General features: G+C 68.2%; 10 protein-coding genes. 6 read left to right on the forward strand and 4 right to left on the reverse strand.

What is annotated here, in order from left to right:
- Positions 1-2: 2 nt before the first annotated feature.
- Entirely contained in the window at positions 3-209 is a 207-nt protein-coding gene (locus R2APBS1_RS00755) for a YgaP family membrane protein (RefSeq protein ID WP_007510330.1), read from the reverse strand.
- Between the two features lie 73 nt (positions 210-282).
- On the reverse strand, positions 283-1,584 hold the full coding sequence (locus tag R2APBS1_RS00760) for an NAD(P)/FAD-dependent oxidoreductase (protein WP_007510333.1): 1,302 nt from the start codon (positions 1,582-1,584) through the stop codon (positions 283-285).
- 208 nt (positions 1,585-1,792) lie between these two features.
- On the opposite strand from R2APBS1_RS00760, the gene R2APBS1_RS00765 reads away from it, so the two are divergent.
- The 4 genes from R2APBS1_RS00765 to R2APBS1_RS00780 all read left to right on the forward strand — a co-directional run bounded on the left by R2APBS1_RS00765 (position 1,793) and on the right by R2APBS1_RS00780 (position 5,657).
- A complete protein-coding gene (locus R2APBS1_RS00765; protein ID WP_007510335.1) occupies positions 1,793-2,143 on the forward strand; it encodes an ArsR/SmtB family transcription factor in 351 nt (116 codons plus the stop codon).
- Positions 2,144-2,186: 43 nt separating this feature from the next.
- Positions 2,187-3,053: an MBL fold metallo-hydrolase gene (locus R2APBS1_RS00770; RefSeq protein ID WP_015446470.1), complete on the forward strand. Its 867-nt coding sequence runs from the start codon at positions 2,187-2,189 to the stop codon at positions 3,051-3,053.
- A gap of 51 nt (positions 3,054-3,104) precedes the next feature.
- Positions 3,105-3,962 carry an EamA family transporter gene (locus R2APBS1_RS00775; RefSeq protein ID WP_015446471.1) on the forward strand — a complete coding sequence of 286 codons (858 nt, stop codon included), beginning with the start codon at positions 3,105-3,107 and terminating at the stop codon, positions 3,960-3,962.
- Positions 3,963-4,055: 93 nt separating this feature from the next.
- The gene (locus tag R2APBS1_RS00780; protein ID WP_007510341.1) at positions 4,056-5,657 is read left to right on the forward strand and encodes a S10 family peptidase; all 1,602 of its coding nucleotides are present in this window, start codon (positions 4,056-4,058) and stop codon (positions 5,655-5,657) included.
- Here the strand turns inward: R2APBS1_RS00780 and R2APBS1_RS00785 are convergent.
- Together R2APBS1_RS00785 and R2APBS1_RS00790 are read right to left on the reverse strand one after the other, a co-directional pair.
- Complete coding sequence (locus R2APBS1_RS00785) at positions 5,650-6,723, reverse strand: LacI family DNA-binding transcriptional regulator (RefSeq protein WP_015446472.1); 1,074 nt, start codon at positions 6,721-6,723, stop codon at positions 5,650-5,652. The genes R2APBS1_RS00780 and R2APBS1_RS00785 overlap by 8 nt on opposite strands.
- A gap of 95 nt (positions 6,724-6,818) precedes the next feature.
- Positions 6,819-8,120, reverse strand: coding sequence for a sugar MFS transporter (locus R2APBS1_RS00790; protein ID WP_007510345.1), 1,302 nt, complete (start codon positions 8,118-8,120; stop codon positions 6,819-6,821).
- A gap of 425 nt (positions 8,121-8,545) precedes the next feature.
- Between R2APBS1_RS00790 and glk the strand changes: the two genes are divergently transcribed.
- Both glk and R2APBS1_RS00800 read left to right on the forward strand, forming a co-directional pair.
- Positions 8,546-9,646 carry a glucokinase gene (glk, locus tag R2APBS1_RS00795; protein ID WP_007510347.1) on the forward strand — a complete coding sequence of 367 codons (1,101 nt, stop codon included), beginning with the start codon at positions 8,546-8,548 and terminating at the stop codon, positions 9,644-9,646.
- Positions 9,647-9,752: 106 nt separating this feature from the next.
- On the forward strand, positions 9,753-12,503 hold the full coding sequence (locus R2APBS1_RS00800) for a TonB-dependent receptor (RefSeq protein ID WP_007510349.1): 2,751 nt from the start codon (positions 9,753-9,755) through the stop codon (positions 12,501-12,503).
- Positions 12,504-12,519 lie beyond the last annotated feature (16 nt).

Raw genomic sequence — 12,519 nt, forward strand, 5'->3', positions numbered from 1 at the left:
GTTCACGACTTGACCGCGCAGGCCGGCTTCAGGCCGAGCTTGCGCAGGACGGTGGCCAGCGGGCAGAAGCCGCTGAAGGCGGACTGGAACAGGTTCAGTCCGACAAAGGCGGTCAGCCACAACCAGCCGGGCGACACGAAGTGGGCGAGGCCCAGGCTGATCAGGATCACCGCGCCGGCGAAGGCTCGTACCGCGTTTTCGATGGTCATGTTGTTCTCCTGCAGTGGATGGAGGGTGGCGCGGCGTGTCGGCCCTTCATGGGGGCAGCCTCGCTGCGGGCGGTCATGGAGCCGGCGTCTCGTCGGCCTTGACGTCCGGTTTCAGGCGGTCGATGCCGAACGCCTCCATGATGGTTTTCTCGTAGATCGGGTCGGCCTGGCCCTTGCGCATCTTGCGCAGGAAGTACTTCTCGTAGGCGACCTTGGCCAGGTGCACCCATTTGCCGGTCATCGCCTTGGTCACGTTGCGCGGCGGAATCTGCGGCAGGGCGATGAAGGCGAAGCCGCGGTCGCCCATGTCGGCCAGGCACATCGCGTTCCAGGTGGCGCGCGCGTGCGGCGGCCGGCCGGCGATGGCGTCGCGCAGGTTGTGCGCGATGGCGGTGACCATCGACTCGATCATCAGCCCGGTCTTGGGCGCGCCGGTGGGCACCGGGGTCACTTCCACCGGCGGAATCGCCACGCACACGCCGGCGGCGTAGACGTTGGGGTAGCTCGGGTTGCGCTGGAATTCGTCGATCAGCACGAAGCCGCCCGGATTGACCAGGCCCTCGACGTCCTTCACCGCGTCGACGCCGGCAAACGAGGGCAGCAGCATCGAGAAGGCAAACGGCAGCTCGTGCTGCTGCTGCAGCTGGCCGCGTTCGTCCAGCTGCTCGACATGCATCTTGCCGGATTCGACCGAGGTCACCCGCGCGTTGGTGATCCACTTGATGTGGCGCTGGCGCAGTTCCGATTCGAGCAACCCCTTGGAGTCGCCGATGCCGCCCAGGCCCATGTGGCCGATGTACGGTTCGGCGCTGACGTAGGTCATCGGCACCCGGTCGCGCAGCTTGCGCCGGCGCAGGTCGGTGTCCACGATCATCGCAAACTCGTAGGCGGGGCCGAAGCAGCTGGCGCCCTGCGCTGCGCCGATCACGATCGGCCCCGGGTGCTTCAGGAACTCCTGGTAGGCCAGCCAGGCGCGATGCGCGTGCGGGCCGGTGCAGATCGACTGCGTGAACCCGTCCGGCCCGCTGCCCGGCACCCGCTCGAACGCCAGGCGCGGCCCGGTGGTGATCACCAGGTAGTCGTAATCGAGCGTGCGCCCGTCGCCCAGCTCGATCCGGTTGTCCGCCGGGCGCACCTTGCTGGCGCTGGCGTCGATGAAATGGATGTCGCGCCGGGCCAGCGGCTGGGCGACGTCCACCCGGATCTCGTCCTGCCCGCGCCAGCCCACCGCCACCCAGGGGTTGGACGGCGTGAAGTTGAATTGCGGCCCCTCGCCGACCACGGTGATCGCGTGTTCGCTGCCCACGGTGTCGCGGATCTCGTAGGCCGCCGACATGCCGCCCAGGCCTGCTCCAAGGATGATGATGTTTGCCATGGCTCGACACTCCTCTGGGGTGTGTGGAAACGGGACTGCTCATCTCGGCTGAAGCCAGTTGCCACGGTAGGCGCTGGTGCGGTGCGGCGGCTTGACCAGGGTCAACATCCGCTAATAGAAAAATCTACATTAGATATAGCTTATTTAGATGGCTGTGCTAAAGTCAAGCCCTGACATCCCGCGGACCGACCTGCCCGGAGGCGCAGCCATGCCGTTACCGAACCATGCGGACCTGGGCGCCATGCGTGCCTGCGCCGACGATGCGTCGCGGCTGCTCAAGGCGCTCGGCAACGCCCAGCGCCTGCGCGTGTTGTGCCTGCTGGTCGACCACGAAATGTCGGTGGGGCAGATCAATGAGCAGTTGCCCGACCTGGCCCAGTCCGCGCTCTCGCAGCACCTGGCCAGGCTGCGCGAGGAAGGCCTGGTGACCACGCGGCGCGAGTCGCAGACCATCTGGTACGCGCTCGCGCCGGGGCCGGCCGAACGGATCATCGACGCGCTGTATGGCATCTATTGCGCGCCTGCGGAAAAATCGCGCACACGGAAGTCGCGGGCCTGAGCCGCGCGCGGCCGCGCTTCGATCACCCAACGGGGGAGCCTCCATGCCACAGCCCGACGTGACGGCGTTCTTCCACGCCGCCAGCCACACCTTCAGCTACGTGGTGGCGGACCCGGCCACGCGCCGCGCCGCGGTGATCGACGCGGTGCTCGACTACGACGCGGCGTCCGGGCGCAGCGGGCACCCGTCGGCCGACGCGCTGGTGGCGTTCGTGCAGGCGCAGGGGCTGGCGGTCGACTGGATCATCGAGACGCACGTGCACGCCGACCACCTGTCGGCGGCGCCGTACGTGCAGGCGCAGCTTGGCGGCCGGATCGGCATCGGCGAGCACGTGCGCGCGGTGCAGGCGACCTTCGGCGAGCTGTTCAACGCCGGCGCCGGCTTCGCCCGCGACGGCAGCCAGTTCGACCACCTGTTCGCCGACGGCGAGCGCTACCTGGTCGGCGGCATCGAGGCGCAGGCGCTGCACACGCCCGGCCATACGCCGGCGTGCATGACGCACGTGATCGGCGATGCGGCATTCGTCGGCGACACCCTGTTCATGCCCGACTACGGCACCGCGCGCTGCGACTTTCCCGGCGGCGACGCGGCGACGCTGTACCGCTCGATCCGGCGCCTCTTCGAGCTGCCGGACCGCATGCGGATCTTCCTCTGCCACGACTACAAGGCGCCCGGCCGCGAGACGTTCGCGCACCAGACCACGGTGGCGGCCGAGCGCACCGGCAATGTCCACGTGCACGACGGCATCGGCGAGGCCGAGTTCGTCACCCTGCGCCGCGCGCGCGACGCCACGCTGGCCGTGCCGCCGCTGCTGCTGCCGGCAGTGCAGGTGAACATGCGCGCGGGCCGGCTGCCGCCGGCCGAGGACAACGGCGTGCATTACCTGAAAATCCCGCTGGATGCGTTCTGAGCAACGGCCACGCTGCGGCACAATGGCGGTTTGCCGCGGCCGGAGTGAGGGATGATCTACGTACTGCTCAGCGTGGCGTGCAGCGTGCTGGTGTCGGTGCTGCTGAAGCTGGCGCGGCGCTTCGACGTCGACGTGGGCCAGGCGATCGCCTGGAACTACGTAGTCGCCGCCGCGCTCACCGCGTGGCTGCTGCAGCCGTCGCTGGCCACGCTGTGCGCGCCGGGCGTGCCGAGGCTGGCACTGGCCGCACTGGGCATCCTGCTGCCCACGATCTTCCTGGCGCTGGCCGCGTCCGTGCGCCATGCCGGCATCGTGCGCAGCGACGCGGCGCAGCGCCTGTCGTTGCTGCTGTCGCTGCTGGCTGCGTTCGTGCTGTTCGGCGAACGGCTCACCGCATTCAAGGCGCTGGGCATCGCGCTGGGCCTGCTCGCCCTGCTGGGCATGGTCTGGCGCAGCGGGCACGGCACGGTGACGCGCGGCACGGCGGGGTGGCTGTATCCGTTGGCGGTATTCGCCGGCTTCGGCGTGATCGACATCCTGTTCAAGCGCGTGGCCCAGGCCGGCGTGCCGCTGGGCGCCTCGCTGCAGGCGATGTTCGCGCTGGCCCTGCTGGTCGCCTTCGCGCTGCAGCTGTGGCGGCGCGCGCGGGGGCAGGCCCGCTTCACCGCGCGCAGCGCGCTGGCCGGCGCGCTGCTCGGCCTGGCCAACTTCGGCAACATCCTGTTCTACCTGCGCGGCCACCGCGCGCTGCCGCAGCACCCGGCGCTGGTCTTCGCCAGCATGAACCTCGGCGTGGTCGCGCTGGGCGCGCTGGTCGGCCTGCTGCTGTTCCGCGAGCGGCTGAGCCGGCTCAACCTCGCTGGGGTGGGGCTGGCGTTGCTGGCGATCGGGGTGATCGCGCACGGTTGAGCTGTGACTTCTGGGCTATGAAATCGCGCGGCCGCGGTGCCTATGCTGTGACGCTCCGGGGCGGTGGTGCCCCAGCCATCGGGGATTCCGGCCGTGCGCAAGCTTCCTTTCGTCGTTGCATTGTCCGCGCTGCTGCTGAGCACGGTCGCGGTCGCCGCACCGGACAAGAAAGACGACAAGGCCAAGCCGGAGCAGCCCGACGCGGCGCTGGTCGAGCCGCAGTCGTCGGCCAGCGAGGGTTCGGTGTCGGTCGAGGGCCATCGCGTCGACTACAAGGCGGTGGCCGGCACGCTGGTGCTGCACGGCACGGGCGACAAGGAAGACGAGCCGCAGGTCAGCATGTTCTACGTCGCCTACTTCAAGAAAGGCGCGGCGGCGACCAAGCGGCCGATCACCTTCATCTACAACGGCGGCCCCGGTTCGGCCACGGTGTGGCTGCACATGGGCGCGTTCGGCCCGAAGCGCGTGGTCACCAGCGACGACAGCCACACGCCGGCGGCGCCGTACGGGCTGGTCAACAACGACTACAGCTTGCTCGACGCCTCCGACCTGGTGTTCATCGATGCGCCCGGCGCCGGTTTCAGCCGGCTGATCGCCGCCGACACGGACAAGTCCAAGCGCGACGAGCAGATGAAGGAGCGCAAGAAGGCGACCTACGGCGTCGACGGCGACGGGCATGCGTTCGCCCAGTTCGTCACCCGCTTCCTGTCGAAGTACGACCGCTGGAACTCGCCGAAGTACCTGTTCGGCGAAAGCTACGGCACCACCCGCTCGGCAGTGCTGGCCAACATCCTGGAGAACGAGGACAGCGTCGACCTCAACGGGGTGATCCTGCTCTCGCAGATCCTCAGTTTCGACACCAGCATCGACGGGCCGGAGTTCAACCCGGGCATCGACCTGCCGTACGAGCTGGCGCTGCCGACCTTCGCCGCCACCGCGTTCTACCACCACAAGCTGCCGCAGCAGCCGGCCGCGCTGGAGCCGTTCCTACGCGAGGTGGAGCAGTACGCGCTGGGCGACTACGCGCAGGCGCTGATGGCCGGCTCGCGCCTGGACGACGCGCGCAAGCAGGCGGTGGCGCAGAAACTGCACGAGTACACCGGCCTGCCGGTGGCCTACCTGCTGAAGGCGAACCTGCGCGTGACCGGCGGCATGTTCGAGCACGAACTGCAGACCGACGGTGACATCACCACCGGCCGGCTGGACAGCCGCTTCGCGGGGCCGTCGATCGACCCGCTGAGCAAGGATTCCGAGTACGACCCGCAGTCCTCGGCGATCAGCTCGGCCTACGTGGCCGCGTTCAACGACTACGTGCGGCGCGACCTCAAGTTCGGCCAGGGCCGGCAGTACCGGCTGTTCGCCGACATCGACCACTGGGACTTCTCGCACAAGGCGCCCGGCGTGCACGGCGAGGCGCTGCAGTCGTCGACCAACGTGATGCCGGACCTGGCCATGGCGATGAAGACCAACCCCAACCTCAAGGTCTATCTGCACGGCGGCTACTACGACCTGGCCACGCCGTACTTCGCCGCCGACTACGAGATGCACCACCTGCCGATCCCGGCCAGCCTGGAGGCCAACATCAGCTATGCGTGGTATCCGTCCGGGCACATGGTGTACGCGCACGAGACCTCGCTGAAGCTGCTGCACGACAACGTCGGGCGCTTCATCGGGCAGACCGACAACGTCAAGTAGCCGGCTTGCGCCTGGCGCCGCGCCCGGACGGCGCGCTGTGCCGCGGCGCAGTGGAGCCGCGCACCACCAGTTCCGGGCTGAAGCCTTCGTTGCGGCTGTCGATCGGCTCGCCGTTGGCTTCGCGCTGCAGGTCGCCGATCAGCCGCTGCGCGGCGTGCCGCGCGATGTCCTCGGTGGCCTGGCGCGCGGTGGTCAACGCGGGCCAGGACTGCTTGGAGAACGGGCTGTCCTCGAAGCCGGCGATCGACAGTTCGTACGGCACGTTGATGCCGTCCGAATGCGCGGCGGCCAGCACGCCGGCGGCGATCTCGTCGTTCGAGCCGAAGATCGCGCTGGGACGGTCCTTCAGCGCCAGCAGTTTGCGCGCACCGCGGAAGCCGTCGTCGAAGGTGTAGTCGCCGGGCACGATCAGCTTGCGGTCGAGCGCGATGCCGTAGTCCTTCAGCGCGTCGGCGTAGCCCTGGTAGCGTTCCTGGCTGGAGCGGTGTTCGCGGCCGCCCCACAGGAAACCGATGCGCTGGTGGCCGAGCTGGATCAGGTGCTCGGTGATCGCATAGGCCGCGTCGCGGTCGTCGACGTAGACGCAGGGCGAGCCGTCGGCGGGGTCCTCGCGCGCGGAGATGATGCGGATGAACGGCACCTTGGCCGCGCTCAGCGCGTGGATCAGCGCCGGCTGCTCGGACATCGGCGGCGCCAGCACCAGCCCGGCCAGGCGCGAGCGATGCACCAGCTCGCGCAGTTCATCGGCCAGCTTCGGCGAGGACGAGTCGCACGGATGGATCTGCAGGCCGAAGCCGCTCGAACGGCATGCCGCCAGCACGCCGCGCTGCAGGTTGATGATGTAGTGCGCGTTCGGGTTGTCGTAGACCAGGCCGATCGCGTAGGCGCGCGTGCTGCGCAGGCTGCGCGCGGACGGGTCGGGCTGGTAGCCGAGCGCGTCGATCTCGCGCTGCACCTTCTCGCGCGTGCGCGCGTGCACCGACGGTTCGTTGTTGATCACGCGCGAGACGGTCTTCAGCGAGACGCCGGCCCGTTCCGCGACATCCTTGATGGTGGCGCTGCGCACCCGCTGAACCTCGTGTATCGAAAGGAATGGTCGCCGGTCGCGCCATCGTGCCGGCGGCGCCGCACGCGTCGGTGCAGCGGCGTGAGCATCCTAGCCTAGAGCCCGGGCCGTAGCGAATCCGTGTGCTGGCCGACCCGGTGGCCGGCCAGTCCGTAGTACAGGATGTACAGGTAGCACGGCACCATCAGCAGGGCGAAGGCGAGCTGGAAATCGACGTGCTGCTTCAGGTGCACGAACAGCTGCGGCACCACCGCACCGCCGGCGATCGCCATGATCAGCAGCGCCGAGCCGCGCTCGGTCAGACTGCCCAGGCCCTTGATCGCCAGCGGGAAGATCGCCGGCCACATCATTGCGTTGGCGAAGCCGAGCGCGGCGACGAAGCCGACCGAGACGTAGCCGCGGCTGAGGTAGGCGCCGATCGAGAACAGCACGCCGAGCACCGCCGAGATCGCCAGGTAGCGCTGCTGCGAGACGAAGCGCGGGATCAGCAGCAGGCCGACGACATAGCCGATCAACATGCCGCTGAGGGTGAACGCGGTGAAGAACTTGGTCTGGTCGAGCGGCAGATGGAAGCTGGCGCCATACGTGCCGATCGCATCGCCGGCCATCACCTCGACGCCGACGTAGAGGAACAGGCACAGCACGCCCAGCCACAGGTGCGGGACCTGCAGAATGCCGGTGCGCGCCGCGCCGGCGCGGACGGGGGTGCTATTCGCCGTGGTCGCCTCGATGTCCGGCAGCGAGGAGCGCGCAATCCAGATCGCCAGCAGCGCGAGGATGCCGGCCATCACCAGGTACGGCGCGTGGATCTTCGCGGCAAATTCGTTGAGCAGCAGTTCACGTGCGGTCGGGTCGGCCGCCTTCACCTTCGCATCGAGATCGCCGATACCGTTCAGCACGAGCGTGCCGATCAGCAACGGCGCCAGGATGCCGGCGACCTTGTTGCAGATGCCCATGAACGCGATGCGTTGCGCCGCGCTGTCGATCGGCCCGAGGATGCTGATGTACGGGTTCGAGGCGGTCTGTAGCAGCGACAGCCCGGCGCCGATCACGAACAACCCGGTCAGCGCGCCGGCGAACTCGCGCCAGCTGACGAACTGGCCGAACAGCACCGCACCGATCGCCATCACGAACAGGCCCAGCGCCATGCCTTTCTTCATGCCGGTGCGGCGCAGGATCAGCGACGCGGGCAGCGAGAACACCAGGTACGACACGTAGAACGCCGACGGCACCAGGAACGCGTAGACGTCCTCGACCTGGAACGCCAGCTTGACGAAGGTGATCAGCGGCCCGTTGAGCCAGGTGACGAAGCCGAAGATGAAGAACAGCAGGCCGATGATCAGCATCGGGCCGAGGTGGGTGCGGTCGGACGGCGCCGCCGCCAGCGTGGTTGCCATGGATGGTGCTCCCCGGAGTCGCCGTGCCGCCCGGCCGGATGGCCGGGGCAGGCAGGAATGTCTCCTTAATTGCCGAAAAGTGCAACGTTGTCAATCCGTCGTCTGGATCGGCCCCCGGCAGGTGGTCGTGGCCGCACCGTTTGGACGGCCATCGCGAGCTACCCCTGTGGCGGTGCAGCAGGCCGCCGCCGCGTGGCGAAATTACATGCATATGCTCTACAAAAGGCCATTTGTACGATCTCATGACGAGCGGCTGCGGAGTGCCATGGCAGCTATGCTGCGTCGCCACATCGAATCTCCGGAAAATTTTTGCCCGCCCGGTTGACAACGTTGTCATTCCGACAGCAGACTCCGCCCGAATCAGGCCGTACCCGGCGCGCGTCCGCGCAGTCGGGTCGGGGAGTCACCGGCCACGGGAGAACGCAGTGGGGGAAGTCGCGAACCAGCGTCATGCGGCGGCGGCGGCGACGGCCGTGGCCGACGCGTCGGCAGCGAACGGGGTCGGTGCGCCAGGGCCGGGTCCGCAGCAGCCGTTCCTGGCCGCCGACGTCGGCGGCACGCATGCGCGCATCGGCCTGGTCGTCGGCAACACGAACGGCCCGTGCCCGGTCAGCGTGCTGCACTACCACCGCTACAGCTGCGCCGAGTGGCCCGGGCTCACCGCGATGCTGCGGGACTTCGTCGCGCAGCTGGCGAACACGCCGCACGCGGCGCTGCGCAGCCAGCTGCACCATGGCGCGGTGGCCTGCGCCGGCTACGTGCTGGACGACGCGATCGTCAACGGCAACCTGCCGTGGCCGGTGTCGATCCGCGAGATCCGCGACGGCCTCGGCATCCGGCGGCTGGCGGTGATCAACGATTTCGAGGCGCTCGCCTACGCCACCCAGTTCATCGCCACCGACGAGACCCGGCCGATCATCGAGACCGCGCAGCCGGCGGCCAGCGGGCCGGTGTTGGTGATGGGGCCGGGCACCGGGCTGGGTTCGGCGGTGCTGCTGCCGGGCCACCCGCGCGCGCAGGTGCTGGCCACCGAGGCGGGCCAGGTATCGCTGGCGCCGGGCAACGAACGCGAGATCGAGATCCTGCGCCTGTTCCGCCGCGAGCGTGCGCACGTGTCGTTCGAGGATGCGCTGTCCGGCCCCGGTCTGCTGAAACTCTACGGCGCGCTGTGCGAACTGCGCGGCAGCCCTTTGCGCCTGCTGACCCCGGCCGAAGTCACCATGGCCGCACTGGCCGGCAGCGATGGCGCCGCGGTGGAGGCGCTGGAAGTGTTCTGCGGTCTGCTCGGCAGCTTCGTCGGCGACCTGGTGCTGCTGTACGGCGCCCGCGGCGGGGTCTACCTGGCCGGCGGCATCCTGCCGCAGATCCAGCCGTTCCTGCTGGCCAGCCGCTTCGCCGAACGCTACTTCAACAAGGGCGTGATGCGCGCCTACCTGCAACAGGTTCCCGTACGACTGATCGAGCACGGCCAGCTTGGTGTCATTGGCGCCGCAGGCTGGTTTCTGGATGAGCGTTCAGGAGAGTGAGATGAACGCCATCCGGCGACACGGCGCCAAGCCAAACCACTACACAACGTCCGCGACCGTCGTCATGCCGGTCTTGATTCAAGCCAGCCTCTGAGGGGAGGAGATCATGAACTACCGCAAGACATTGCTAGCCGCGAGCATCGTCGCCAGCCTGTGTGCATCCGGCGTGCTGTACGCCCAGGACGCCGCGCAGGGCGGCCCCGCCAGCCAGAGTCGCGCCGACAAGGCCAAGGCGAAGGAGCTTGCCACCGTCACCGTCGTCGGCATCCGCGACAGCGAGGCCGAATCGCTGGCGCTGAAGAAGGATGCCGCCTCGCACGTCGAGGTGGTCACCGCCGAAGACATCGGCAAGCTGCCGGCCAAGAACGTGGCCGACACGCTGCAGCGCCTGCCCGGCGTCAACATCAGTTCGTCCAGTGCCAGCGAGGGCGGCTTCGACGAGAGCGACCGCGTCAGCCTGCGCGGCACCGCGCCCAGCCTCACCCAGACCCTGGTCAACGGGCACAGCGTGGGCACCGGCGACTGGTTCGTGCTGAGCCAGGTGCAGACCGTGGGGCGCAGCGTCAGCTACACCCTGCTGCCATCGGAGATCGTCAGCCAGGTGGTGGTGCACAAGACTTCCGAGGCCCGTATCGTCGAAGGCGGCAGCGCCGGCTCGGTCGACATCATCACCCGCAAGCCGCTGGAGTTCGCCAAGCCGGTCACTGCCGAGGCGTCGATCGGCGGCGTGTACTCGGACCTGCCCGGCGACACCAAGCCGCAGTTCAGCGGCCTGTTCAACTGGAAGAACGACGCCAACACCGTCGGCGTGCTGGTGCAGGCCTTCTACGAGAAGCGCAGCCTGCAGCGCAACGGCCAGGAGATCGTGGGCGGCTACAACCAGATCGGCGCCAACGACCCGATCGCCGTCGCCCATCCGGACCTGGCCGGCGTCTACTACCCCAACCTCACCGGCGCGGCGCTGTTCACCCAGCAGCGCGAGCGCAAGGGCGGTGTGATCGACTTCGAGATCAAGCCCACCGACAACCTCACGCTGGACCTGAGCGGTTTCTACTCCAAGCTCAAGGCCGACAACTACAACCGCAACTACCTGATGTGGGCCAGCCAGTTCGTGCCCTCGGGTGCGGGCCTGCAGCCGGGCTACACGGTCAGCAACAACGTGCTGACCAACGCGGTGTTCGCCCCGGTGGCCGGCAGCACCACGCCGTACGGCGTGTACGACCAGATCTCGCGTCCCGGCGCCTCGTCCGAGTCCAAGTACCTCACGCTGGGCGCCGACTGGCGCGTCACCGACCACTTCGACCTGAAGGGCCAGATCGGCACCACCCGCGGCAGCGGCGCCAGCCCGACCCAGGACGTGATCGAGCTGGGCACCGCCGTGGGCGCGGGCGCCAACTGGATGATGCGCGGCATCGGCCAGCCGACCAACTGGAACCTGGGCGGTGACAACAGCTCGCCGTCGGGCATCTATCCGCAGGCCGGCTGGATCTTCGGCGGCCAGGGCATCAAGGTGAAGGACAAGGAGGACTGGGCGCAGTTCGACGGCGAACTCAGCTTCGACGACGGCGCGCTCACCTCGCTGCAGTTCGGCGGCCGCTACGCCAAGCACGAGCGCAGCAACCCGTTCGAGGTGGCGCAGGGGCCGAACTGGGCCTCCGACTGGCAGAACCCGGCCGCCTATCCGACCAGCCACCAGAACTACCCCGGCGACTTCGGCAGCTCGCTCGGCGGCAGCTTCCCGTCCGACATCTGGTACTACACGCCGGGCCAGCTGGCGCAGATCGATGCGCAGTTCGCCAACCGCGACCCGGTCAGCCGCTTCTACTTCAACGACATCTACAAGGTGCAGGAGAAGGATTCGGCCGCCTACGTGCAGCTGAACTGGGAGTCGGGCATCGCCAGCGGCAACGTCGGCGTGCGCTACGTGAAGACCGACGAGACCATCGGCTACACCAGTACCGCACCGGACGCGGAAGCCAGCAGCGTCACCGGCCCGATCACCGGCTCGGCGTTCGGCGACTACTACTGGAACGTCTACAAGCACAGCTACGGCAAGCTGCTGCCCAGCGCCAACCTGAAGTTCGACATCAACGACCAGTGGGTGGCACGCTTCGCCGCCTCGCAGACGATGACCCGTCCGGACTACTCCGCGCTGGCCGGCTCGGTGTCGGCCGACGACCTGACCCACACCGGCAGCGGCGGTAACCCCAAGCTGAAGCCGCTGATCTCGACCAACTTCGATGCGGCGGTGGAGTGGTACTTCGCACCGCGCGGCCTGCTGTCGGCCGGCGTGTACGCGATGAACCTGAAGGACTACGTCAGCTTCGGCAACCAGGTGCGCAGCTTCAAGGACCTGCAGGCCACCCAGAACGCCGGCCACGACGTCTACTCGGACTACCTGATCAGCGTGCCGACCAACGTCAACGGCAAGGTGCGCGGCGTGGAGCTGAACTACATCCAGCCGATCGGCGACAACTTCGGCGTGCAGGCCAACTACACCTACGCCGACGGTCATGCCACCGGCGACAAGCCGCTGCAGGGCACCTCGAAGAACACCTACAACGTGTCGGGCTACTTCGAGAACCAGCGCTTCAACGCGCGCATCAGCTACACCTACCGCTCGCAGTTCTACGCCGGCGTGAGCCGCACCGACACCTACTTCCAGCAGGGCATCGGCAACCTCGCCGCCTCGTTCGGGGTGAACATCACCGACTGGATGGCGCTGTCGCTGGACGCGATGAACCTCAACAAGCCGAAGCTGAAGTACTACACGCAGAACGCGGCCTACGGCAAACAGCCGTACGCGTTCTACGACAACGGCCGGCAGTACTACCTCAACCTGCGCTTCAAGCTCTGACGCCGAAGTTCGACCC

It is taken from the genome of Rhodanobacter denitrificans (genome assembly GCF_000230695.2).
GTDB classification, from domain to species: domain Bacteria; phylum Pseudomonadota; class Gammaproteobacteria; order Xanthomonadales; family Rhodanobacteraceae; genus Rhodanobacter; species Rhodanobacter denitrificans.